Origin of the sequence: Rhodococcus globerulus NBRC 14531 (assembly GCF_001894805.1) — a bacterium.
Taxonomy (GTDB): Bacteria; Actinomycetota; Actinomycetes; order Mycobacteriales; family Mycobacteriaceae; genus Rhodococcus_F; species Rhodococcus_F globerula.
Genome location: NZ_BCWX01000004.1, coordinates 592,334 through 614,938, shown reverse-complemented (window position 1 = coordinate 614,938; position 22,605 = coordinate 592,334). Strand labels below are relative to the sequence as shown.

Below are 22,605 nucleotides of genomic sequence, written 5' to 3'. Positions count from 1 at the left end.
GAAGGAGCAGTCGAATGGGTCAGCTGGACGGCAAAGTTGCCTTCATCACCGGTGCCGCGCGGGGTCAGGGACGCTCTCATGCAACAACATTGGCGCAGGAGGGCGCGGATATCATCGCGATCGACCTGTGCGATCAGGTGGGATCAGTGGGATATCCCCTGGCCACTGCCGAAGATTTGAACGAGACGGTTCGGCAGGTCGAAGCACTGGGTCGTCGAATTATTGCCACCCACACCGATGTTCGTGATTCAGCCGGCTTGAGAGCCGCAGTCGACGAGGGCGTTTCGCAACTCGGACGCCTCGACATCGTGCTCGCAAACGCGGGCATCGCGAGTTTCGCTCCGGCCGAGAACCTCACCGACGACATGTGGGACGACATGATCGCGATCAACCTCACCGGTGTGTTCAAGACAGTGAGGGCCGCGCTGCCGCATCTCGAGGCACACGGCGACGGTGGCGCGATCGTCCTCACCAGTTCCACTGCCGGGATCAAGGGCCTGGGAAACCTGGCACACTATGCCGCTGCCAAGCACGGCGTGGTTGGCCTGATGAAGTCGCTGGCGAACGAGCTTGCGCCGCACATGATCAGGGTCAATTCGGTACACCCGACGGGCGTCAACACCGACATGATTCACAACGAATACACGTACGCGCTTTTCCGCCCGGACAAGAAGCCATCCGAGATCACTCTCGATGATGTCAGTGACGCGTTCCGAAGTTCGAATGCGCTCCCTGTCCGGTGGGTCGAATCAAGCGACGTCAGCAACGCCATTCTGTGGTTGGTCAGTGATGCCGCACGCTACGTCACCGGGGTTCAATTGCCGGTTGACGCTGGTTCGGTCATCAAGTGATTCCGTCTGAGTTACTGCGTGCCGCTACCTTTTCGCGGAAGAACGACAACGCGCAGTGCTTGGCGTAGGTGGGCAATCGTCTGAGTCCACGCGAGTTTCTCGCCGGTGCACAGTTCGATATCTTCGCCGCCGACTGCGACAGCGTTTGTCAGGGCGTTATGCCACTCGGCTTCCTGTTCCTGACTGATGCGCAGATACTCGAGGATGGTGTCGCGGTCGCGTCCGCAGATTTCTGCGACGTCGTCGGCGGTGAGTCCCCCGCTTTGGTCGGCGTCGAGTTCGAGGATGGACATGAGTGCGGGCGGAAACTCGAAGCACTCGTGCCATTCGACGGCCGATCCGTCAAAAACCGCGCTGAGTCCGTCGCTGTCCGATCCATCGGTGGCGGCGAACTCCCCGCCTGCTCGAATAGGTTGCCCGCCAAGCTCTTCGGCGAGCTCTTCCGATGCGTCGGCCAGTTCGGCAAAGGATCGGATCGTTCGCAGTAGATGATCGGGTGCAAACGGAGCAGCATCGACCCTGGCGACGCCGAGGACGCTTTGTTCCACCAGGATGAGCTTGATGGTGGGCCACTGTCGATTGAGCTGGGACAGAACAAGAGCGGCATGGTTTGTGTCGGGTATCGAGTGAACAACCCGCGAAAACACTTCTACGTACTGGTCGTCTTCGAGCACGCGGACATACGTGATCTGCTCGCCGCGAACGAGCGGGATGTCGCCGTCGTCGTCACGCTCGGGGGTGTAGTCGAGAAGCCGGCCAAGGGCGTTGTCGACCAACTCGTTCAACGAATCGTATTCGCTGGCCTGATTCTGACCGCTGTCGAAGGCTGGAATGTCTTCGCGGCCGCTCACCTGTACACGGAGAAAACTTGGGTGCGCGATGCTCCACATGTCGCCGAGCACCCGCAGTGCTTGGGCGACCACGCCGTCGGGCCGGGAACGATCGACGTCGATGTAGAAGGACATGGAGCCGTTGCCGGTGGCGTCGTGCTCGCATTGGTCGGGGCGATTGAATCCCCAGCCGATCAGCGACTCGTGATCCTCGGGTTCAAGCATCCGCAAGGGGTGCAGGAACTGATTGGACGGTACCTCGCACCTGACGCGGGTCTGGTCCCACGCGAAGAACTGGATGCAGGCGGGGGCGTAGTCGAGGTTGTCTTGCGAGTCGTGCTGCGACTCCACGACCAGGGTGTCGTTGTCCTGCATTGCCGCGATGTATCGAGACACACGAGCCCCGAATGCAGTCCATGCGGCAGTGATCTCGAGATCGAAAGTGTGCTCCGACATCGACGCTCCTTCACGGGTGGGGTTCTTACCGGTCAAGGGGCTTGCCGACGTTTTGTGAACCCCTGCCGTCAAGCCCTTGGCGTGAGAGTAGCGGTTGGGGCCGACAACTTCAGCGAGGCGCTTAGTCCATCCGAGAAAATTTTTCGGTTTCGTTGTCGAATCGTTCTTTGTAGGCCGTCGCCAGATCGTGGAGGGCGCCGACGCAGTCGCCGTAGAAGGTCGGTGCGTGCATGGTGGCAAGAATTCGTGGTTCGAGGTCGGCGAGGGCGCGGATGGTGGGTGCGAGCGCCGGCGTCAGGGCTGTTGCATGCCCTAGATCTTCGGCCGCAAGGGCGGGGCCGACGATTTCCTGTTCGGTTGTTGCGGGCGGGGGTCCGAACGCGGTGAACAGGTCGCCACAGAACAACGTCGACGTTGTCTCCTCGAACATCAGACCTGCGTCCCAGCCGTGCGGGACGTGTGGGGTGTCGATATGGCGTACGCGTCGGCGGCCTGTTTCGAGAACATCGCCGTCCTGCAACGGAACTGGCATTCGGTCGGCTAGATCGTTGACCTGGACGAAGCACCCCATTGCGCAATGCGCGACCTGCGCGCCGGGGGCTGCGGCGAGCCACGAATTCATCGCCCCACACTCGTCGGCTTCGACATGACCGAACGTGATCCATTTCAGCCGGGCTGGGTCGAGGAGACGCGACAGTGCGTCGGACGACGATGTGAACAGCGCTCTCTGCCCGGTGTGGAAGAGCAGTGGTTCTTCACCGTCGACAAGAAATTGGTTCATCGCGAGGTTCGCTTCCGGAACGAACGTCGAGAGTCGGTAGATATCCGGGGCGATCTCGGTGATCGTTGTGCTCATCGCTGTGCTCCGATCAGGGCTGTAATTCCGTGATCTCCAGCTTTCTCGTCGCTCAGTCCGGGCACAAGGCTCTGGAATAGTGGAGGACGTGTATGTACTGCTGCTGACAGGCCCGCCGGGCGCGGGGAAGAGTTCCGTCTCGACCGCGCTTCACGATCGACTCGGCGAGGCCGGCGTGAGAAACGCGATGATCGAGGTTGACGAACTGGAGCGGTGTTACCCGCCACTGGGAACCGAACGAGCCATCGCGCACGTCGAGATGCTGTGCACGTCGTACCGTGAGGTGGGTTATGAACTCCTGTTCCTCACTGCTACCGTCGAAGACGACGACTACGGGCGTGCTCTGCTGGCCGCGACCGCGGCTGACGGGCACCTGCTGGTACGGCTAGAGGCCGATCCGGATACGTTGCGCAACAGGATCATCGAGCGTGAACCGGCCAACTGGGCAGGGTTGGAGCAGCTGGTGGAAGCGTCACGACTCCTGGCCGGTTCGATGCCGTCGTTGATCGGAGTTGACCTGGTTCTCAGCACCGAAGGTCGAGACCCCGAAAGTGTTGCCGATGACGTGGAAGCGTCTCTGCGAGAGCATTATCCGTCGTTACGGGCGCTCAGTGTGCAGAGCGGTGACCACTGAAGCGAACATCGTCGATTTGATGGAGCCAAGTGTGCCCGGATTCTTCGGGCCGATCGGTGCGACGATGTCGATTGCCTTGGTGGTCAGCGCTTCGGCGGAAGCCGTGGCGTCCACCAGACCTGCAGCAAGCGCGTCGCTTCCGCCGTACCGTCGCCCGGTGGTCATGGCGACGACGGCCGAGGCAGGACTGAGTTTGGCCTGAATGAGCGCTGCCATTCCTTCGGTGAAAGGGATGTTGATGTCAACTTCCGGGAAGCAGTAATAGCCTCGATCGTCGCGCATGACGCGGTAGTCGTGGGCGACCCCGAGCATCGCGCCCGCTCCGAAGGCGTGACCGTTGACCGCAGCGACGGTCGGCATCGGGTATGTCAGCATCCGAGCGAACAATGATTGCACTTGCTGCACATACCAATTTGCCTTGTCAGTGTGTGCGCCAAGCCAGTCGAGGTCGAGTCCGTTGGAATAGAACTTGCCCGTTGCCGTGGTGATCAGGGCGTGTGCGCCTTCGCCCAGAGCCTGGTCGAGCAGCTTGTCGACGGAGTCGAGCCAATCCGGGGAGAAGCGATTCTCGTCGTCGCCGAGATCGAGGACGGCGATCTTGTTTTCGAAGCCGAGAGTAGGGGTCATGATTGGCCTTTCGTGTTGCGGGACTTGGGGAGTGGTGGGTCGAGACGCAGAACGGCTCGAACGGCAGCGTCCAACCGCGCGCGTGCTGCTGTATCGGGTACTCGCCAACCGTCGGCGCGTTTGGCCGGGTGGATGAGCAGTCCGGTAGGTAGGCCGACAACACAGGCTTCGATTGCTTCGACTGCTCGTCCGTCTTTACGGCCCCAGAGTGCCGTCGACAACCGGATGAACAACTCGACGAGCGCCCGGTCGAGTTGTGTGAGTTGCTCTGCGATATCGGCAGGGACGTCGGTGCCGAGTAGTTCCTCGCGCCTGATCGTCAACAGAAGTAGTGCGGAATGTGGGTAATCCAGGGCGAAGATCGCCGGCACTTCCGCGGCGGCGACCACTGCGTCGACTGCGGCGGACGGTGAGGGATAACGCAGGGTGTCATCCACTCTCGACTGCTGGAGTGCAAGAAATCGCTGTGCGGCGCGTAGCCACGCGCTACCGACCAGGCCACTGCGAGAACCGAATGCGTGATAGATCGCGCCGTTGGAAACGCCGGTTGTATCGGATACGGCTCTGACCGTGACTGCAGCCGGCCCGGCAGTGGCGGCGAGATTTTCGGCAGCATCGAGCAGTGTGTCGAGATCGTGGACGCGTGGCCGAGGCATGAACGCACAGTAACAGAGCGTCTGCTCTGTTACTAGTGCGTGGTCGGATCATGCAGCCGTCACAGCCTGCTGAAGTGAGCACCCCTTCTGCAAAGCTCGCACCCCTTCCAGAGCCCTGGAAGGGGTGCGAGCTTGATGAAAAGGGTGCTCACTCGACCAAAGGCACCTAGGTGCCGACGGCGTAATCGACTGGGACGCAGCTCTCGCGGCCTATGAGGCCGTTCGCCCTGAGCACTGCCGCCGGGTACTGACGACGGCACGCGTCTGGGGCGAGTTGTGGCACCTCGACGGAGAGGAACGGCAGCAGCGAAATCTGTTGCTGCGAGCCCGCGGCACACAGGACTACACCTACACCGACTGGATTTACGGGCCGACCGCCCTGGTGCCCGAGGACGAGCCGCCGCTGTATCCGATCGTCCCTCTGGCCTCAGCCGCCGAGTTGGTCGTGAACCGCTGAAATTCATGGGTCAGTCCGACTCGAGAATCTCGGCGCCCCAATCGACACGGTCGGCCAACCGCAATAGCGTGCGTCGGCGCGTAGGGCTGGTTTCGCCGATGTGCGCGATCCGGCCGTAGATGTGAGCGCGAAAGTTCGCGACTCCCTCTCGATTCTGTTCCTGGGCAGAGGTATTGGCAGCGTTGTGGAGCAGGGCGCGTAATCGGTCGTATTCGTCACGCGGAAACGACGGTTGGTTGTTGATGACCAGGCCGGTGAGGTGCTGGCGTCGGTGCGGACGCATCACTTTTGTCTTCCGTGGATGGACGGCGAACCCTTCGTCTCCGGCGATCTGTTCGACCGTCCACAGGAGGGTGCCGACGTCAGTCACTTCGATCCCGGAGAATGCCAGGTCGTCGGCGTAGCGGGTGTAGGTGAGCCAGTTCGTCTTCGCCAGCCCACTCAACCGGATATCGAGCCCCCGCGCTACAAGATTCGCGAGCGCAGGCGACGTCGGCGCACCCTGAGGCAGGTGCGCCGTTCGCAACTGTGACGCCTGTGCGTATGGCACTCCGCGCAGGGTATCGGCAGGTGTTGCAACAGTGCACAATCCGGTGAGAACTCCGGCGACGGCGGGTGGGTAGCCGAGGGCGGTGAAGATCGCGTGAACACGGTCGCCGGTGATGGACGGGAAGAACTGAGCGAGGTCCACACCGATCACGATTTCCGACTGTGCGTGCGGCGCTGCAAATGTCAAGGGACTTCGACCACGGACAAATCCGTGTGCCGCGTCGTGTGCTGGTACTTGATCGAGTATGCGGCGCAGGATCTTCCGCTGAATTTCGCGCAGCCTTGGTTTGGGTATCTCGAGTAGTCGCGCGCCGGCCTTCTTGCTGATCTGCATGGGCCGGTAGTGGCGCAGCGGCAAGGGTTTCGTGCGTAGCCATTCACCGCGATCGGCGAACCACTCGAGTTCCGAGATTGTGAGATCGAGGGAGCGGGCCAGGTCGGCACTGGTGTTGTAGCGGGGAACGTCGAACCGCCACACCGAAGATTCATTGGTGTCCAGTGAGAGAGGAACAGGCCGCAGGCGAGGTAGTTCGCGAAGCAATCGGTACAGAGTCTGCGGTTCGAACGGTGGGGCGGGCATGAGATCGAGGACTCGGACCGCCAGGAGTGTCGGGGAAACACCGAAGACGGTTGCGAATGCCTCTTCGAGGCCGCCGACGGTCCACGGTGCGTCGTCGGCTGCGTCTGCCAGCCGACGCGCCAATTCGGCGTCGAGTTCGAAGTCACTCATGATTCGACTCCGGGATGCGGCGGCGCGGGGTGACCAAATCCTTTGTCCGGGGCGGCGGGGAGCACGCGGAGCGTGCCGAATGCCGTCGGACGCAGTATCCAATTCTTCTGGCCGACCCAGGGGTTACCCCTGAGACTGGTCGCGTGGACCAACTCTCACCCACGCGCCGCCGCATCCCTTCACAATGGCAGACCGTCCGGTATCTGTCACGTGTGAAGCATCAGTCCTCAGATCGACGAACGATCCGAACCGACGAACTGGCTGATCCACGGCACGACTGCTTCGCGGACGGTGACCGCCTTCGGCAGTAGTCCGTTGCTCAGCAGGAGATCGGCCGCGCGCTGCTGCTCGTCGAGGAACTCGTCGGTGACCGGGTTGACCCCGAAAGGACGTCCGCGCAGTGCAGCTTCCCAGGCATCGAGGCTCGCGGACCCGCCACGCTTCTCGACGTCGTCCACGAAGATCTGCGCGGCTTCGCGGGGGTTGGCTTCGATCCAGGCGTCGGATTCCTGCAGGGCCTCGATGATCGCCTGGAGGGCCTCCGGGTTGGTATCCGCGAAATCGCGCCGGGTGAACCACAGTGAGGGGTGGCTGAAGAGCCCGTCGGTGGCGATCAGCGTGCGCAGTTCGTGGTTCGCTTCGATGTCGGCCAGCCCCGGGTACGCCCCTACCCAGGCATCGATGGTGCCGTCGACGAGGTCCGCTCCACCACCGCGCACGTCGGTATCGACGGGGACGATGTCGGACCAGGTCAGCCCCGCCTGATCCAAGGCGAACAACAGAAGTGTGGTCTGCCACGATCCGTGCGCGATGCCGACACGCTTGCCGCGCAGATCCTCAACCGTATTGATCTCGGAATCAGCCTTGACCACCAGACGCCCGTTCTCCACGCGAGGGCCGGAGATTCCGATGTAGACGAGATCGCGGCCCTGGGCCAATCCGGTGACGGGCGGCGTGAATCCGGTTCCGATCACGTCGTATCCGCCTTCCTCGAACAGCCAGTCCGAGTGCAGGGTCGGCAAGGCGTTCTCCGGGTTGACTGCAGGCTTGGCGGGAAGCTCGCGCAGGTCCACCCACTCGACATCCGGGAGACGGCGTTCGAGGATTCCGGTGTGGCGCAGTACGAACAGCGAATTGTTGTGTGGGAAGTATCCGACGCGAACGGTCATGAGATCTACGGTTTCCTGTTCTGAATAAGTGATGGGGATGGCTAGATGAGGCCGCGTCGACGCGCCTCGTCGGCGAGTCCGCTACGGCCCCACTGCACGGCGAGGTTGGACGGATCGAATTCGACCGAACCGCCGAGGGTTTCGGCGATCGCCTGGAACTGCGCGCCTTCCTCGAGGAGGACGACGAACTTCGCGAGGTCGAGTAACCCGCTGCGGCCGATGACGTTGACCCCGCCGTTGGCTTCGAAGATCGCCACCAGATCGGGATCGTGTTCGAGACGCTCGAGAATGAAATCGCCCGCAGACCGGGATCGATCGATGTGCGGCGGAATCTCTCGGGAGAGCGTCAGCCTCTGCGAAGCCGCATAGCGGATGGGTAGCGTCCGATGTGTCTGTGCCCAACCGCCGAGCCACGGAGTGTGGATGTGGACAACGCTGGTGATTTCCGGATGCTGACGGAAGACGGACGCGTAGCCGGTGACAAAACCGGCCGATCCGTTGCCGGACAGCACCTCTCCATCGAAGGTAGCGACAACCGGTGACACCGACGGATTGTCCGCCCACGGTCCCGGATCGTTCAGGGCGACTGCGATTTCGGTGCCGGGAACGCGTTCGACGAAGTTCACCGTCCCGTTGGCTGCAACCGTTCCGGTCTTGCGGAAGACGTCGAATGCCTTGTCTGCTGCTTTACGCGCTTCTTCGACGAATACTGCGGTATCGGCGTCGAGTCGAGTTTCGGTGGTGGTCATCGAGTCTCCAGTCCAGAAGGTGTGATCGGGGTGCGCTGCAGGAGGGGAAGAACTTCTTCGCCGACGCGGTATGCCTCTTCGAGATGCGGGTTACCGGCGAGGATGAAGGCGTCGACGCCCAGCTCGCGCAGCTCGTCGAGGCGCTCGGCGACCTGCTCGTAGCTACCGACCAGACCGAACGCCGGTCCGCCGCGGATGAGGCTGAAGCCGCACCACACGTTGGGCTGCACTTCCAGATCTCGGTAACCGGTGATGTGTTCGGGCACCCACCCCTTGATGCGGGCGGCGCCCACCGAATCGCCCTGCGCTGCACGGTCGGCGGCCCCCTTGTCGACGAAAGCCCAGCCCTTCTCGATCTCGGCCCATGCGGCTTCCTCCGTGTGCCGGGCAACGACGTCGATGCGTACGGCGAATTTCGGGGTGCGTCCCAGCTTGGCCGAGTTCTCCCGCACGCCGTCGATCTTGGCTCTCAGGTCTGCGTACGGCTCCAGCCAGGAAAGGTAGCAGTCGGAGTGCAGTCCGGCGGCTGCGACGGCTGCGGCCGAAGATCCGGAGAAGTACACCTCGGGAAATGGTTGGCCGGCAAGTCCGGGTGGTAGTGCGGCGCCGTGGGTTTGGAAGAATCGGCCGTCGAAGTCGAAAGGTTCACCGTCCCAGACACCTTTGAGGACATCGAGGAACTCGGACGTCCTGGTGTAGCGATCGTCGTGGTCGACCTTGTCACCCCACCACAGCTGAGGCGCTCCGCCTCCGCCGCTGATGATGTTGTAGACGAGGCGCCCGCCGGTTGCGCGCTGCAGACTGGCTGACATCCGCGCGGCCTGCACCGGGTGAAGGAATCCCGGTTGGAACGCGACCATGAAACGGTACGTGGTGGTTTCGGCAGCCAATGCGGCTGCGGTTGCCCACGGATCCTCGGTCATCGGGAAGGAAGGCAGCAGTCCACCGAGGAAGCCGGCGGACTCGGAAGCCTTTGCCACCGCGGCCATGTGGTCGATGTAGCTGTATCCGTCCAGCTCACCGCCGCGGATCGCGGGTGCGATGTTGCCCGGCCCGTATCCGCCGGCATCGCCACGGTTGTAGCGGCGCGGTGTGCGCAGCGAAGCGTGATCGCCCTCCATCCCGATCCGCCAATAGAAATCGATGCTCATGCGTTGGCCTTCTCTTCCTTGCGGATCCGACCCTCGGGATCGACCAGGTGCAGGAGATGCTCGCCCGCCCGGTGCAGCTCTTCGATGTGAGGCCGACCTGACAAGACGAACCCGTCCACGCCGAGATCGCGATACGACGACAATCGCTGTGCCACTTCCTCGTAGCTTCCGACGAGGCCGATACTGTGCTCGTAGCCGATGCGGTCGAATCCGGACCACAGGATGCCGCCCCGGTCGATCTCGAGTGCAGCGGAATCGGCCTCTCTCAGTTGCCGTTCGACGCGAGCCCAGGCTTCGCCGGCTGTCTCCCTCGCGATGATCGGGATGCGCAGGACCTTCTCGACGGTCCTGCCGAGGTCGGATGCTCGGTCGTCGAGGGCGGTGATCCGCGTCGACAACTCGTCACCGGCAAGGGTGAACTGATGGACGTCGCCGTGGTGGGCGGACAGTTCCAGAGCTTCCGGAGAATCTCCGGTCAGATGTACTCGGGGAAAACGGAGTCCCGACAAGATGCCTCGGAATCCGCCGCCGAGTACGTCGTAGTACTCGCCGTCGAAGTCGTAACCCGTGCCGCCGAATCCGCCGGGGAGAATCTGCTCCTCGTTCCACACACCGCGTGCGACGGTCAGGAACTCCGCGGCGCGCGCGTAGCGGTCGGCTCCTCGAACCACGTCTCCGCGGGCAGTGGCGTCTTCGGCGTCCGTCTCTACCTTCACTCGCCATTCGAGACGACCTGCCGACAGGCGCTGAAGTGTCGCCGACATTTTGGCGGCGTAGACGGGGGTGCCGAAAGTTGGGTGAAACTCCACGACCACTCGCGAATGACGCGTCTGACGTAGGGCTGCGGCAGCAACGATCCAGGATTCTTCGCCGCTCGGATCGTACGGTGCGATGACGCCGTCGACGCCCGACAGTTCGGCCGCGAGAACGATCTGTGCCAATTCGTCGAAGGGCCCGAAGTTTCCGGGGCGAACATCGGTCGCGACGGTTGCCGGCCGCTGCGGCCCGAAGCCGCCTCGACTGTTCAGTGCGGCTACGGCTCGGCGTCCGTCGCCACGCGACGGTAGCTCCCAGTAGACGTCCGTCATTGTGCTGTGCCCTTCTGCGCGGCGACAAGTGCGCGTGCCTGTTCCAGGGGTTCGTGCGCCACCCAGGACTGCAGGTCGAAATCGGCGGCGAGGAAGCCGTGCGCGTACAGGAATTGCTTCTGCACACCGAGCAGGTCCACACGCTCGTCCGACAGGCTCAGATGCAGTCCGGTGTGGAAGTTCTCGCCGTACGCCGCCACCACACCTTCGGGCCCCGACTGTGTTTCGGTCTGCAAGACGGCCCGAACCTCGTCGATGTTGGCCGCCGCCCAGTCCGCCGCTCTCAGGCTCTCGGCGAGGAAACCGACGACGATGTCCGGGCGCTGTTCGAGTAAATCGGTGTGAACCGTGATCGGTCGCGGAGTGCCGTTGTTGACGCGATCACGCAGGGATGCAGTGGAATCGAGGTCGACGGCCACGGCGAGTCCGTGTTCGCGGGCAACTTCCTGGGCGCGGGCGCCCTTGACGTAGATGGCGTCGACGTCGCCGCGTAGCAGGGATTCGACACCCCACGTCGTGTTGCGGGTGGACGAGGCGGTGCGGACCTCGGGGGCTGCCGTCGTCGCAACATCGACGAGGGTGACGTCGGCAAAACTCAACTCGCCCAGTCGAAGTGCCGAGGCGAAGCCGTGCAGGGCCATGGCGCGAGGAAAGCTCCTGGCCTGATCCGCAGCCCAGGCCGGGATACCGATCCGAGCACCGGCCAAAAGACCTGCTTCTCGGATGTCGGAGTCTCCGCGCACCAGGATCGCCTGGGCCTCGTCGATCCAGGTGAGCCCGATGAGCCGCGTCGGAGAACCACTGGCACGCGCGGCCAGTGCGGGGACGTTGCCGCCTTCGCGAATGAGTCCGGAGAGGTGGTGATCGAAATGGCGCACTGCCAATTCCGGTCCGGCATCTTGCAGTACGCCGAAACGCACTCCGGATTCGTTTGCCGTTCGGTCGAGCCATCCGAGGCTGTTGGCTAGTCCGCTGGCGGTGGGAACGGGGCAGCGGGTGTACCAGAGTGTGTCGATTGCGGAATCAGCGATCAATGTCATGACTGTCCTGTCCGTCAGGGAAGGTGCGGCCGACGCCGAGCTCCTTCAGGAAGCTCGCTCGGTAGCGCAAAGATTCGGGATCGTTCCGGTCGCGGGGGCGTGGCAGATCGATATCGACGTCCACGGCAAACCCGCCGTTGTCGAGGATGAGCACGCGGTCGGCAAGTCGTACGGCTTCGTCGACGTCGTGAGTGACAAGTAGTACCGCCGGACGGTGCCGGGCGACCAGATCGCCTACCAAGTCTTGCATTTGGAGCCTGGTCAAAGCGTCGAGGGCTGCGAACGGTTCGTCGAGCAGTAATAGTTCAGGTTCGCGAACGAGAGCGCGCGCCAATGCGACGCGTTGGGCCTCACCGCCGGAGAGGGTGGCCGGCCAGGCACGGTGCTTGTCCGCGAGGTTGACCTCGGAGAGTGCGTTGCGTGCATTGTCGGTCACCTGACGTGACCGCTTCTGTCCGACTGTGACATTGGCCAGAACTCGCTTCGACGGTATCAATCGCGGTTCCTGGTAGACGACCGTGCGGTCGCGCGGAACCAGCACCTCGCCGCTGTCCGGTGCTTCCAATCCGGAGAGCACTCGCAACAGGGTCGTCTTGCCGGTGCCGCTTGGACCGAGGAGAACGACGAACTCTCCGCGTGTGATCTCGAGGTCGATACCACCCAGAACAGTATTGTCACCGAACGACTTCCGCACTCCGGTGAGTGAGACTGCCACTGGTGATCCGGCTCGTCGTTCGGCCGCAGTGGTGCCGGTCCGCTCACGCGTTGCCAACGGCGGGAGAGGTGCTTCGGTGGTCGGCAGCGAGCCGACGGTCGTGTTCGTCATCGCGCCACCGACAATCTCCGCCACGGCATGGAGTATCGCTCGATCAGCCTGACCACGGCGTCGAAGATGAGACCCAGCGCCGCGTACATGACGATGCACAGAACCATGTAGTCGGTGCGGTTGTATTCCTGCGCCAGGGTGACCAGGTATCCGATCCCCTCACGTGTGCCGACCTGCTCGGCTGCGATCAATCCGGTGATGCTGAGCGACAGGCAGATTCGGAGACCCATCAGAACACCGGGGAGGGCGGTCGGAAGAATCGCTCCGAACACCAGTCGCCAACCTGTCAGGCCGAAACCCTGTGCCGCTTCGACCATCTTGCGATCGACCCCGCGCACACCGAGGTAGGTGTACGCGTACATGGGGGCGACGGTCGCGACCGCGATCAGGACTACCTTGAAAGTTTCGTCGATACCGAACCAGGCGATGAACAACGGAACGAGCGCGAGGAACGGAACCGCGCGGTTGATCTGCATGGTCGAGTCGATCAGTTCTTCGCCGAGCGAGGAGAGGCCGGAGAGAACCCCGAGCACCAATCCGACGATCACACCGACCGAAACACCCAGTGCAGCACGTTGAAGCGACGCGAGACCGAAGTCGACCAACTGACCCGACTGGTACAGCTCGGCGAATGCCGTCCACACCGCCGGAGGTCCGGCCAGGATCTCTTCGCGGATCAGTCCGGTGGCCGATCCGATCCACCATCCGGCCACCAACAAGGCGGGCACGAGAAAGCGGAGTGGGATCGAGACCCACTTGGGCCTGCTGCGATTGCGCCGGTAGCGCGGCGTTTCGAGTTGCGGATGTTCCACTGACTGCGACGCCGTTCGAGCGGGGCGGGTCAGCGTCACCATCGGGTCACTTCCCCTCGGTGGTGGGCGCTGCCGCTGCCGAACCTGCCACAGCACCCTGGAGGTCGAAGATCACGTCGCTGCCCTCGAGGGGCTGTTGGATCACCTTGTTCTCGGCGAACAGTGTGGAGATCGATTCGAGGTCGGTGGCATCCGCTGCGGTCGGATAGCGGAAGTTGGTGATCTGGCCGCCGAGGGTGATCGCGTCGTCGAGTCGCTGTCCGGAGAGTGCGCGCGGACCTGTCTGTTCGAAGACGTTCTCGAATGCTGCCGGGTCGGCCTGCTGCTTCGCGGTGAGTTCCTGGGTGACCTCGAGGAACTTCTGGACTACCTCGGGATGTTCTTCGAGAACTGCGGTGCGGCCGGCGATGATGGTGCTGTCCACGGAGTCGATGCTCGCCTCGGTTGCGATCTCGACCGCGCCCTTGGCCTTTGCTTCCTGGTACGGAATCAGGAACGACGCCCACGCGTCGACCTGCCCGGTGGAGAACGCCGACGCCGCGTCAGCCTGTTGCAGCGGAACGCGTTCGACGGAATCGATCGGCACTCCGGCCTGTGTCAGGGCCTTGAGCGTGATGTACTCGCCCTTACCCGCAGGGTTGACGGCAATGCGCTTGCCGGCCAGATCTGCGACGGTCGTGATGCCGGATTCCGGAGTGGCGATGATGCCGGCCTGGTCCTTGTTGTACGGGTCGGACGTGGCGAAGATGCGGACTCCGACATCCTTGGACAGTGCGCCGACGACGGGGCTGTATGCGCCAGTCTGGATGTCGAGTTCTCCGCTGTTGAAAAGTTTGAGGTTGGAGCTGAATCCCGGTGTGGTCTTGACCCATTCGATCTTTGCGCCCAACGGCGACAGCGCCTCGTCGTAGGTTCCGTCACGCTTGCCGACGGCGATGGCACCGGAGTTTCCGGGATCGAAGACCTTGAGCGTGAACTCTGCGCTGGAATTGCCTGCGGCGCTGTCGGAATCGGAAGACCCACACGCCACCGCCAACCCGGCCAGCGGGATCATGGCGAGCGCGGCGGCAGCTCGTGGCAGTCGGCGGAAGCGGGGCATGTATGTGGCTCCTTCAGGCGTTGATTCGTCAAGACTGACGACGATGACGCTATGGGATGCCCGCCCGTTTGGCCCCCGTTAGTTTTCTGAAGATTGGAAATCTTGACAACGTCCGAAGTCTGGTCATCTGGGGTTTTGTAGGGCTTCGTTCTAGTTACTTTCCACCTGATGGAAAGAATGGCCGGACGGGTGGGTCCGTGTTAGCGTCCGATTCTCAGGTCGATCAGGCCACAGCGAAAGGACCGTTCGTGACGGATGCACGCGGCGCGGGAGTTCAAACCGTGACTCGCGCCCTGACCATGCTCACATGTTTTCGCAGTGGCGAAGAACTGGGAGTATCGGAAGTTGCGCGGCGACAAGAACTTGCGGTGAGCACCACGCATCGGTTGCTACAGTCGCTCGTCGACGCGGGTTTCCTCGAAAAGGACGACGCGACCAGTCGGTACCGGATCGGGGCCGCCCTGGCTGCCTATGGCCAGGTGTCTTACCGCCAGCATCGAATTTACCTGTCCGAGCCTTACCTGGAGCAATTGGCCGCAACGACAGGAGCATCCGCGTCTCTGGCAGTGCGAAGCGGAAGTGAGGTGGTGCTGCTCGGATTCAGTCGGTGGCGTGAGGCTGATGGGCACGTACTCCAGGGCGTCCGCCTTCCATTGCATGCGAGCGCGCTCGGGAAGGCGTTTCTGGCGTGGTCCGATGTGGACGACTCCGAACTTGCTGCCCTGCCACGTGAAGCGACCACCCAGCGTGCGATCACCGATGTTGCCGGTATCCGCCGGGAACTGGAATTGACCCGCGAGCGTGGTTACGGATTCAACGACGAAGAGTTGACGCCAGATTTCCGGACGATAGGAATTCCGATCATCGATGGATCAGGCACTGTGCGTTACGCTCTCGGGCTTCGTGGTCCGGTCGAGCTGATGATCGACGAGCGGATTCCGTTCCTCGCCGATCTTGCCAAGGTGACCGCGCGACAGATCGGCGAAGTACTTTTCTGACGCGACGTGAAGCAGGTTGTGGCAGATCCGGACAAACGTGATTACCGTTGATGTCGAGGGCCCGATCGCACGATGGCTACGCGACGCGACCGAGTCCTCGTGAGCGTGGAGACGAGTGATGACGACATTGGGTATCGCGGCCCTGCTGTTGGGTGTCTTGTTGATGGTGGTCGAGGCACATGCCCCGACTGCGGGGGTGCTCGGCGGTCTTGGTGCGCTCCTGATCGGGGCGGGTGTCTGGTTGCTCTTCACCTCCGGCGATGCGGGCCAGGTGATTGCAATTCCGGTGACGGCAGGGGTTGCAGTGGTCGGCCTGGGTGTTACCGCGGTGGCGAGCCGGAAAGTTCTGACCGCCCGGCATGCGCCCGTGCGCACCGGAGTGGAATCGCTGATCGGATCCGATGCGACGGTTCGCAGTTGGGACGGCTCGCGCGGACAGGTCGAGGCTGCGGGTGGATTGTGGAACGCCCGAATGGATTTCGGGTTCAGTGACGATTCTGTTCCGAAGGCCGGCGATCCTGTCGTAGTGGAGCAGGTCCGGGGTCTGACCCTGACAGTGCGCCGTCGTGAACCGTGGGAGTTGCTATGACCACCATTCTCATTTCCCTGTGCATCGTTGTTCTGCTTCTCGTGACGCTGGTCGGCATGTCGATTCGGGTCTTGCGAGAGTACGAGCGTGCAGTGGTGTTCCGGCTCGGACGGTTGATCGCGTTGAAGGGGCCGGGTCTGGTAATCCTCATTCCGGCAATTGATCGGATGGAGCGGGTCGGCCTACGGACCGTGACACTGAAAATTCCGGTGCAGGAAGTCATTACGCGCGACAACGTGCCGGCAAAAGTCACAGCCGTAACCTATTTCCGAGTGGTCGATGCCGATCGCGCAATCGTCGAGGTCGAAGATTTCCTGGCAGCTACGTCGCAGATTGCGCAGACAACTCTGCGGTCGATCCTCGGCAAGGCCGACCTCGACGCCTTGCTCTCCGAACGTGAACGTCTCAACGAAGACCTGCAGAAAGTGATCGATCAACAGACGGAACCGTGGGGAGTCAAGGTCACCACGGTGGAGATCAAGGACGTCGAGATTCCTGCCAACATGCAGCGCGCCATCGCCCGTCAGGCGGAGGCCGAACGAGAACGGCGAGCCAAGATCATCAACGCGCAAGCCGAATTCCAGGCGTCGGCTACGCTCGCCGACGCAGCCGACGTGATCAGCCGCAACCCGACCACCCTGCAATTGCGTTACCTGCAGACGTTGCACGCGATTGGGGCCGAGAACAATTCGACCGTCGTATTCCCGCTGCCCCTCGACCTGGTTCGTCCGTTCCTGGGGAACCGGGGCGAGGACAAGCAGGACGAGTCCGGATCGGCCACGCCGGTGACTTCCGAGCCGCGACCTAATGGTCTGGATATTCGCCCGCCGTTGTCCCCGCCGATCCCGCGGTAGCGTTGCTTCGGCTACATCATTGCCGAGACATGTTCCGGCAGCGTGATATCCGCATCGAGGTCTTCGGCTCGGATGGGTTCACCGAACTGTACGGATGCCGGAATGACACCTGCCCAGACCTTTTCGACACCGATATCTGATTCGTCGTCGCCGGGGCCGCCGGTTCGTGCCTTCACCGACGCCTCGAACAGGGGCAGTGCAAGCACCACTGTTGCCGCCAGTTCTTTGCGTGTTGACGCCCGCAGGTGTCCGGAACGGTCGGGAACTACTTGATCGACAATCAAATTCAGTGCACTGAGCCGTTCGTCCGGATCCGTGACGATCCGGGGTCGACCGAGAATCGCGGCGCTGCGGTAGTTCATCGAATGGTGAAAACCGGAGCGCGCCAGAACAAGTCCGTCGAGCACTGTGACGGTTACGCAGATCTCGCTGTCGGGCGCGAGGCTACGTGACGCTACCGAACCGTGCAGGTAGAGGGTGCCGTCTTGATCCGGGCCCTCGGGATCAAATCCGTACGCCGTCGGCAGCACGAGAGGCACACCGTCGGTGGACACGCCCAAGTGGCACAGCTTGGCGGAGCGCAGGACGTCGAAGAGCGCTGCTCGATCGGTGACACCGTGATGACGCGCGCGCTTATGGGTTGTACGTGCTGTTGGGGACAGTGGGGCGAGTGCGACGGTGTGTGTCATGTGAGCAATACTCCTAGCCAAGTGGCTTTGCGTCATGGTCCAATTTGTGGGCACTTTGGTAGGCCACTTATGGAAAGGGAAACGATGCTTCTGCCCTCGGCGGTAGCGGTGGTGCTCGACCGGACCGATCGGCGACCTTTGCCGATCCAGGTTGCCGATCACCTGCGAGCAGACATTCGCGGTGGATCGGCTGTTGTGGGATTGCGGCTGCCGAGTTCGCGGAAACTGGCTGCCGAACTCGGTGTTGCCCGCGCCGTGGTGGAACGAGCCTACGAGCAACTGATTGCCGAGGGCTGGCTCGTAGCGGTGCGCGGCTCGGGAACCTTTGTGGCAGAAGCTCCTTCATCCGTTGTGCTGTCTACTCCCAAGCCGGCGAAGGTAGTCGCTCCCGCACCGCCGCAGGTTCAATTGCGCCCCGGAGTGCCGTGGACTCCGCCGCGCGCGAGTGCGGCCTGGCGTCGGGCCTGGCGAGATGTCGGTTCCACGCCACCACCTTTCGGAGATCCTGACCCGGCGGGCGACGTCGAATTGCGCTCTGCGCTGTCGCAACTGTTGGGCCGGGCTCGCGGCATGGCCGTCGAACCCGAGCGCATCGTCATTACCTCCGGGGCTACACACGGCCTCGGACTGGCGTTGTCAGCGCTGCGCTCCCCCAACGCTGTACTGGCAATGGAAGATCCGGGCTATCGAAGCGCGTCGACGGCGGCGCTTGCCACCGGATGGTCACTGCTCGACGTGCCGGTAGATGCACACGGACTTTGCGTCGACGAGCTGGAATCGGCGCCCCGGAATGTTCGTGGTGTGTACGTGACCCCGTCACATCAGTATCCGACCGGTGGACTTTTGCCGGTGAGTCGGCGAAATCAGTTGATCGACTTTGCACGGGCTCGGGACGTCCTCCTCTTCGAGGACGACTACGACTCCGAATTCCGTTACGACGTAGCGCCTTTGCCAGCGCTGGCGCAACTCGCGCCGGATCGGGTGGTGTATCTGGGTACGGTCGCCAAGACGCTCGGCGCCGGAATTCGGCTGGGTTGGTTGGTTGCGCCGGAAGAGCTTGCCCGTCGAATTGCGGCGCATCGGGTTCGCATCGGGGATTTCCCGTCTCTTCCGCTGCAACGGGCTCTGCTTTCACTCCTGCGGGACGGTGAATGGGACAGAACGGTACGGGCTGCGCGTCGGCGATATCGGGAGCGCGATCGGTTGGTACACGCTGCGCTGTCCCGCTTCGGGGAACTGCGCGGGCTGGGAGCCGGCATGCACACGACGCTGGTGTTGGATGCGGATCTGGCCGAGACCGTCGCACGTTGTGCGCTCGAATACGGAGTGGAGGTACCGACTCTGACGGAGTCTGCGCGCAGTCACAAAAACCCGGGCGGACTCGTGATCGGATACGGCAGAGTGGACGCACGCGACCTGGAATATGCACTCGAGGTGATCGCTAACTGTCTCGCAGATCACGGCGTTGAATCCCGTTGATCGGGAACGGCGCCCCGAGGTGCGGCTCTCGGTTCTAGCGTTTGCTCGTGATCCGCAACCAGACCTTCCCGCACTTGCTCGCACCCGGGACCATCGGTCCCATCACCGTGCCCAACCGCGTTGTTCTGCCCGCCATGGACATGAACCTCTGCGAAGACGGTGAAATCGAGACGGGCGACATCGACCATTTCGTGGCGCGTGCGGCCGGTGGAACCGGGCTGATCATCACCGGCTGCTGCGCTGTTGCGTATCCGTTGGGCTGCACCAGCCGCAAGGAACCGGGGCTCTCGGAAGACCGGTTCATCCCCGGACTCAAGGCATTGGCCGACGCGGTGCACGACGCCGGCAGCAAGCTGTGTGTGCAGATGACGCACCACGGCAAGGTCGCGCGAATCGACACCCTCGACGGCCGACCGCAGCTGGTGCCGTCCATGCCGAAGCCGCCGGGTGACATGAGTGCGATGGCCGATTGCACACCCGAAGAACTGGGCAAGATGGCTGCCATCAACGAGGGCAAGAGGGCGACCTACCACGAGGCCGACCAGGAAGATCTTGATTGGCTGGTCCGCATGTTCGCCGAGGCTGCCGGACGGGTGAAGGCGGCGGGCGGCGACGCAGTCGAGATTCACTGCGCCCACAACTACGTCCTCGGAGCGTTCCTGAGTCGGTACACGAATCAGCGCAGCGACGAGTACGGCGGTTCGATGGAGAATCGGGCTCGCCTGGCCTGTGAAGTTATTCGCGCAGTCAAGGCGGAGGTCGGCGGTTCGCTTGCCGTCATCGTGCGTCTGGCCGGTCAAGAGTACGGCGAATCCGACGGGCTAACCGTCGACGAGGCTGTTGCTGCCGCCAAGATGTTCGAAGAGGCCGGCGCTGACGCCATCCACGTCACCGGTACCGCACTGAATGCTTTTGCCAACTTCACAGACGGCCCCCTGCCAGACAAGGTCGGCTATTACACCGACAATGCAACGCGAATCAAGCAGGCGATATCGATCCCCGTGATCACCGTCGGACGTATGCTCCCCGAGGTCGGCGAGAAGATGATCGCGGAAGGACGCACGGACTTCGCCGCAATGGGCCGTCAGCTCCTGGCAGACCCACAGTTGGTGAACAAACTCAAAGACGGGACACCCGAGCGGGTTCGGCCTTGCATCAATTGCTACGTCTGCGTGCAGGAGAACTTCTGGGACGAGACTCCGCTGTGCGCTGTCAACCCCGCGCTCGGCAACGAGGCGCTCGTACCTTTCGTCAAGTCGACGACACCCAAGCACGTCGTGATTGTCGGTGCCGGACCGGGTGGCCTCGAGACGGCACGAGTCGCCAGTGAACGTGGACATCGAGTCACCTTGGTGGACAAGGCAGATCGGCTCGGCGGCACGCTCTGGTTCTCGAGCCTCACGACGCCGGACAACGGTCGTCTGCTGGATTGGCTCAAGGTGGAAACCTCGCGCCTGGGCGTCGATATCCGGCTGAACACCGAGGCCACGGTCGCTTCGATCAAGGCTCTCGGCGCCGACGTGGTTGTGGTGGCCACCGGCGCGGTTCGTGACCGCCCGTCCGTTCCCGGCGGCGACCTGCCGCACGTGCACACCGGTGACACGTTGCGCGCCTTGATGACCGGTGCCGGCGACACGTCGCAGGTTCCGCCGTTCCTGCGGACGATGGCCAAGCTGGGCAAGCTCTCCGGAATCACCAAGAGCCCTGCCGCGATTCGTGCGGTAACCCGCAAGTTCCTGCCCATGGGCAAGAACGTCGTGGTTATCGGTGGTTCGCTTGTCGGGCTCGAACTTGCGGAGTTCCTGGCCGAGCGCGGTCGCAACGTGACGCTGATCGAAGAAGGCCAGCAGTTGGGCGTTCCGATGGCGATGCCGCGCCGCTGGACCGCTGTGCGCCACGCCAAGCATGTCGGTGTGAACATTCACCGCAATTCGACGGTGCAGCGAATCACCAAGGAACACGTCGAATTCCGTTCCGGTGACAAGACACTGACAGCTGCGGCCGACATGGTTGTCGTCGCATCGGGCGTGTCGGCTCAGGCGCCGCTGGCCGATGCATTGGCAGGTGTGGTGCTCGACGTACGTGTTGTCGGTGACGCCTCTGAGGTCGACTACATCGAGGGCGCAATGCACACCGCGTGGAAAGCTGCGATGGATATCTGAGCACTCTGCTGTGCGCCTTTATTAACCGCGGACGGTTACTAAAGGCGCACAGCAACAATGTCCGGCCACCACCGCGCCGCAACATCGGGATGCGCCCGCAAGCGACTCTTGAGCGCGTTGGCGCCATAGGAATCGTGGATCGGGTTGTTCGCATCGACGGTGACGCCGGTAGCGTGCTTCGCCAATTCCGGTGGGAGATCGAACTCCGGGACCTGGGTGGCGTAGTTCGGATTGAAGAAGAACGGCACGGAGATTCGCTCGCCCGCGCCTTCCGGTGAAATAACCCGGTGCACAGTGGCTTTCAGATATCCACCCGTTGCGACCTCGAGTAGTTCGCCGATGTTGACCACCAGCGCGCCTTCGAGTGGCGGTGCGTCGATCCAGTCACCGTCGTGCTCCACCTGCAGGCCGGCTTTGCCGGGTTCGACGTACAGCAGGGTCAGTACGCCGGCGTCCTTGTGGCCGCCGACTCCCTGAGTTCCCGCGTTCTTCGGTCGGCCCGGATAGCGCACCACTTTGATCAGGATCGACGGATCCTTCGCAAACGCGGCATCGAAAATGTGCGGATTCTGTCCCAGGGCGACAGCCCACTCCCGGAGCAGTCGCAATGCGACGCCGGTAAGTTCGTCATTCCATTCGGTGACGACTTCCCGTAATTCGGGAAGGGCGTCTGGCCATTGGTTGGGCCCCTGCAGGATCTCCCAGTCCGGCGACGTGGCTGTGCGCGCTGCAGCGGGTTGCTCGGCACCGATATCGATCTGCTCGCGCCAGTCCTGCTTACCTTCGGTGAGTTCACCGCCCAGGCGTGTGTATCCACGAAAGTGCGGGCTGCGCAGATTCTCGATCGCCAGCTTCTCCGCCAAAGGGAGAGCGAAGAACTCGCGAGCGACCGTGAGGAGGCGTCGTTGCAAAGCGTCGGGAATTCCATGGCCGACGAGGTAGAAAAAGCCCATGTCGTGGGTCGCGTCGCGGAGCTGAGTCCGGAACTGCTCGGCAGTCTCGGGATTCTCCGCCAGTGCGAGGTCGAGAACAGGCAGGGACGCAATCGACATGAGGTCCTCGATTCGTGTGATGGTCCTTACCGTCCATCATTCCACGCAGCCCGGCACCGCCCCGCGCGGCGATTCCGCATCCGCAGGCGTGATCAGCCGCGCGGCTGCGGAAACGCCCTGCGGGATACAGAAATCGGGGCCCTGCGCCAGTGGCGCAAGACCCCGAATCCGTGTGAGCTGAAAAGACCTACGCCTCGTCAGC

Annotated in this window: 23 protein-coding genes; 8 read left to right on the top strand and 15 right to left on the bottom strand. The window is 62.8% G+C overall.

The window, feature by feature from the left end:
• Positions 1 to 14 precede the first annotated feature (14 nt).
• On the top strand, positions 15 to 851 hold the full coding sequence (locus RG2_RS23505; protein WP_033237069.1) for a mycofactocin-coupled SDR family oxidoreductase: 837 nt from the start codon (positions 15 to 17) through the stop codon (positions 849 to 851).
• An 11-nt stretch (positions 852 to 862) separates the two neighbouring features.
• On the opposite strand, the gene RG2_RS23500 is transcribed toward RG2_RS23505, so the two are convergent.
• Complete coding sequence (locus tag RG2_RS23500) at positions 863 to 2,137, bottom strand: T3SS (YopN, CesT) and YbjN peptide-binding chaperone 1 (RefSeq protein WP_033237070.1); 1,275 nt, start codon at positions 2,135 to 2,137, stop codon at positions 863 to 865.
• Positions 2,138 to 2,258: 121 nt separating this feature from the next.
• Positions 2,259 to 2,993 (bottom strand): MBL fold metallo-hydrolase, encoded by a 735-nt coding sequence (locus RG2_RS23495; protein WP_033237071.1) that lies wholly within the window; start codon positions 2,991 to 2,993, stop codon positions 2,259 to 2,261.
• 88 nt (positions 2,994 to 3,081) lie between these two features.
• On the opposite strand from RG2_RS23495, the gene RG2_RS23490 reads away from it, so the two are divergent.
• The gene (locus RG2_RS23490) at positions 3,082 to 3,627 is read left to right on the top strand and encodes an AAA family ATPase (RefSeq protein WP_230590441.1); all 546 of its coding nucleotides are present in this window, start codon (positions 3,082 to 3,084) and stop codon (positions 3,625 to 3,627) included.
• Here RG2_RS23490 and RG2_RS23485 read toward each other — a convergent pair.
• Together RG2_RS23485 and RG2_RS23480 are read right to left on the bottom strand one after the other, a co-directional pair.
• Entirely contained in the window at positions 3,592 to 4,254 is a 663-nt protein-coding gene (locus RG2_RS23485) for an enoyl-CoA hydratase-related protein (protein WP_033237073.1), read from the bottom strand. The two genes, RG2_RS23490 and RG2_RS23485, sit on opposite strands and share 36 nt — an antisense overlap.
• Complete coding sequence (locus RG2_RS23480; protein ID WP_033237074.1) at positions 4,251 to 4,910, bottom strand: TetR/AcrR family transcriptional regulator; 660 nt, start codon at positions 4,908 to 4,910, stop codon at positions 4,251 to 4,253. Before RG2_RS23480 ends, RG2_RS23485 begins: the two co-directional genes overlap by 4 nt.
• A 316-nt stretch (positions 4,911 to 5,226) precedes the next feature.
• Between RG2_RS23480 and RG2_RS32750 the strand changes: the two genes are divergently transcribed.
• Positions 5,227 to 5,367: a hypothetical protein gene (locus tag RG2_RS32750; protein ID WP_207787507.1), complete on the top strand. Its 141-nt coding sequence runs from the start codon at positions 5,227 to 5,229 to the stop codon at positions 5,365 to 5,367.
• 10 nt (positions 5,368 to 5,377) lie between these two features.
• On the opposite strand, the gene RG2_RS23470 is transcribed toward RG2_RS32750, so the two are convergent.
• The 9 genes from RG2_RS23470 to RG2_RS23430 form a co-directional block, all read right to left on the bottom strand.
• Complete coding sequence (locus RG2_RS23470) at positions 5,378 to 6,646, bottom strand: reverse transcriptase family protein (RefSeq protein ID WP_080711884.1); 1,269 nt, start codon at positions 6,644 to 6,646, stop codon at positions 5,378 to 5,380.
• 227 nt (positions 6,647 to 6,873) lie between these two features.
• Positions 6,874 to 7,815, bottom strand: a complete 942-nt coding sequence (locus RG2_RS23465; RefSeq protein ID WP_033237076.1) for an ABC transporter substrate-binding protein — start codon at positions 7,813 to 7,815, stop codon at positions 6,874 to 6,876.
• A gap of 41 nt (positions 7,816 to 7,856) precedes the next feature.
• On the bottom strand, positions 7,857 to 8,564 hold the full coding sequence (locus RG2_RS23460; protein ID WP_033237077.1) for a class II aldolase/adducin family protein: 708 nt from the start codon (positions 8,562 to 8,564) through the stop codon (positions 7,857 to 7,859).
• Positions 8,561 to 9,715 (bottom strand): LLM class flavin-dependent oxidoreductase, encoded by a 1,155-nt coding sequence (locus RG2_RS23455; RefSeq protein WP_033237078.1) that lies wholly within the window; start codon positions 9,713 to 9,715, stop codon positions 8,561 to 8,563. The genes RG2_RS23460 and RG2_RS23455 overlap by 4 nt, the downstream gene beginning before the upstream one ends.
• Positions 9,712 to 10,803, bottom strand: a complete 1,092-nt coding sequence (locus tag RG2_RS23450) for an LLM class flavin-dependent oxidoreductase (RefSeq protein ID WP_033237079.1) — start codon at positions 10,801 to 10,803, stop codon at positions 9,712 to 9,714. The genes RG2_RS23455 and RG2_RS23450 overlap by 4 nt, the downstream gene beginning before the upstream one ends.
• On the bottom strand, positions 10,800 to 11,843 hold the full coding sequence (locus RG2_RS23445; protein WP_033237080.1) for an ABC transporter substrate-binding protein: 1,044 nt from the start codon (positions 11,841 to 11,843) through the stop codon (positions 10,800 to 10,802). The genes RG2_RS23450 and RG2_RS23445 overlap by 4 nt, the downstream gene beginning before the upstream one ends.
• Entirely contained in the window at positions 11,827 to 12,669 is an 843-nt protein-coding gene (locus RG2_RS23440) for an ABC transporter ATP-binding protein (protein ID WP_033237107.1), read from the bottom strand. Before RG2_RS23440 ends, RG2_RS23445 begins: the two co-directional genes overlap by 17 nt.
• Complete coding sequence (locus RG2_RS23435; RefSeq protein ID WP_020971388.1) at positions 12,666 to 13,523, bottom strand: ABC transporter permease; 858 nt, start codon at positions 13,521 to 13,523, stop codon at positions 12,666 to 12,668. The genes RG2_RS23440 and RG2_RS23435 overlap by 4 nt, the downstream gene beginning before the upstream one ends.
• A gap of 4 nt (positions 13,524 to 13,527) precedes the next feature.
• Positions 13,528 to 14,580 (bottom strand): NrtA/SsuA/CpmA family ABC transporter substrate-binding protein, encoded by a 1,053-nt coding sequence (locus RG2_RS23430; protein WP_033237081.1) that lies wholly within the window; start codon positions 14,578 to 14,580, stop codon positions 13,528 to 13,530.
• Positions 14,581 to 14,828: 248 nt separating this feature from the next.
• Here RG2_RS23430 and RG2_RS23425 point away from each other — a divergent pair, with 248 nt between their 5' ends.
• The 3 genes from RG2_RS23425 (at position 14,829) to RG2_RS23415 (ending at position 17,021) form a co-directional block, all read left to right on the top strand.
• A complete protein-coding gene (locus tag RG2_RS23425; RefSeq protein ID WP_051730784.1) occupies positions 14,829 to 15,578 on the top strand; it encodes an IclR family transcriptional regulator in 750 nt (249 codons plus the stop codon).
• A 118-nt stretch (positions 15,579 to 15,696) separates the two neighbouring features.
• Positions 15,697 to 16,167, top strand: coding sequence for an NfeD family protein (locus RG2_RS23420; protein WP_033237083.1), 471 nt, complete (start codon positions 15,697 to 15,699; stop codon positions 16,165 to 16,167).
• The gene (locus RG2_RS23415) at positions 16,164 to 17,021 is read left to right on the top strand and encodes a slipin family protein (protein ID WP_080711885.1); all 858 of its coding nucleotides are present in this window, start codon (positions 16,164 to 16,166) and stop codon (positions 17,019 to 17,021) included. The genes RG2_RS23420 and RG2_RS23415 overlap by 4 nt, the downstream gene beginning before the upstream one ends.
• An 11-nt stretch (positions 17,022 to 17,032) precedes the next feature.
• Here RG2_RS23415 and RG2_RS23410 read toward each other — a convergent pair whose 3' ends face one another.
• Complete coding sequence (locus tag RG2_RS23410) at positions 17,033 to 17,710, bottom strand: pyridoxamine 5'-phosphate oxidase family protein (protein WP_033237084.1); 678 nt, start codon at positions 17,708 to 17,710, stop codon at positions 17,033 to 17,035.
• Positions 17,711 to 17,794: 84 nt separating this feature from the next.
• On the opposite strand from RG2_RS23410, the gene pdxR reads away from it, so the two are divergent.
• Positions 17,795 to 19,189 carry a MocR-like pyridoxine biosynthesis transcription factor PdxR gene (pdxR, locus tag RG2_RS23405; protein ID WP_033237085.1) on the top strand — a complete coding sequence of 465 codons (1,395 nt, stop codon included), beginning with the start codon at positions 17,795 to 17,797 and terminating at the stop codon, positions 19,187 to 19,189.
• 41 nt (positions 19,190 to 19,230) lie between these two features.
• Positions 19,231 to 21,351 (top strand): NAD(P)/FAD-dependent oxidoreductase, encoded by a 2,121-nt coding sequence (locus RG2_RS23400; protein ID WP_072782683.1) that lies wholly within the window; start codon positions 19,231 to 19,233, stop codon positions 21,349 to 21,351.
• Positions 21,352 to 21,389: 38 nt separating this feature from the next.
• Here RG2_RS23400 and RG2_RS23395 read toward each other — a convergent pair whose 3' ends face one another.
• Positions 21,390 to 22,403 (bottom strand): isopenicillin N synthase family dioxygenase, encoded by a 1,014-nt coding sequence (locus tag RG2_RS23395; protein WP_033237086.1) that lies wholly within the window; start codon positions 22,401 to 22,403, stop codon positions 21,390 to 21,392.
• Positions 22,404 to 22,605: the final 202 nt, after the last annotated feature.

Coding starts and splice junctions, on each gene's coding strand:
- RG2_RS23455 (WP_033237078.1), bottom strand. CDS start 9,715: ATGAGCATCGATTTCTATTGGCGGATCGGGATGGAGGGCGATCACGCT.
- RG2_RS23435 (WP_020971388.1), bottom strand. CDS start 13,523: ATGGTGACGCTGACCCGCCCCGCTCGAACGGCGTCGCAGTCAGTGGAA.
- RG2_RS23430 (WP_033237081.1), bottom strand. CDS start 14,580: ATGCCCCGCTTCCGCCGACTGCCACGAGCTGCCGCCGCGCTCGCCATG.
- RG2_RS23450 (WP_033237079.1), bottom strand. CDS start 10,803: ATGACGGACGTCTACTGGGAGCTACCGTCGCGTGGCGACGGACGCCGA.
- pdxR (WP_033237085.1), top strand. CDS start 17,795: ATGCTTCTGCCCTCGGCGGTAGCGGTGGTGCTCGACCGGACCGATCGG.
- RG2_RS23420 (WP_033237083.1), top strand. CDS start 15,697: ATGACGACATTGGGTATCGCGGCCCTGCTGTTGGGTGTCTTGTTGATG.
- RG2_RS23470 (WP_080711884.1), bottom strand. CDS start 6,646: ATGAGTGACTTCGAACTCGACGCCGAATTGGCGCGTCGGCTGGCAGAC.
- RG2_RS23505 (WP_033237069.1), top strand. CDS start 15: ATGGGTCAGCTGGACGGCAAAGTTGCCTTCATCACCGGTGCCGCGCGG.
- RG2_RS23460 (WP_033237077.1), bottom strand. CDS start 8,564: ATGACCACCACCGAAACTCGACTCGACGCCGATACCGCAGTATTCGTC.
- RG2_RS23485 (WP_033237073.1), bottom strand. CDS start 4,254: ATGACCCCTACTCTCGGCTTCGAAAACAAGATCGCCGTCCTCGATCTC.
- RG2_RS23480 (WP_033237074.1), bottom strand. CDS start 4,910: ATGCCTCGGCCACGCGTCCACGATCTCGACACACTGCTCGATGCTGCC.
- RG2_RS23415 (WP_080711885.1), top strand. CDS start 16,164: ATGACCACCATTCTCATTTCCCTGTGCATCGTTGTTCTGCTTCTCGTG.
- RG2_RS23440 (WP_033237107.1), bottom strand. CDS start 12,669: ATGACGAACACGACCGTCGGCTCGCTGCCGACCACCGAAGCACCTCTC.
- RG2_RS23410 (WP_033237084.1), bottom strand. CDS start 17,710: ATGACACACACCGTCGCACTCGCCCCACTGTCCCCAACAGCACGTACA.
- RG2_RS23495 (WP_033237071.1), bottom strand. CDS start 2,993: ATGAGCACAACGATCACCGAGATCGCCCCGGATATCTACCGACTCTCG.
- RG2_RS23465 (WP_033237076.1), bottom strand. CDS start 7,815: ATGACCGTTCGCGTCGGATACTTCCCACACAACAATTCGCTGTTCGTA.
- RG2_RS23445 (WP_033237080.1), bottom strand. CDS start 11,843: ATGACATTGATCGCTGATTCCGCAATCGACACACTCTGGTACACCCGC.
- RG2_RS23395 (WP_033237086.1), bottom strand. CDS start 22,403: ATGTCGATTGCGTCCCTGCCTGTTCTCGACCTCGCACTGGCGGAGAAT.
- RG2_RS23500 (WP_033237070.1), bottom strand. CDS start 2,137: ATGTCGGAGCACACTTTCGATCTCGAGATCACTGCCGCATGGACTGCA.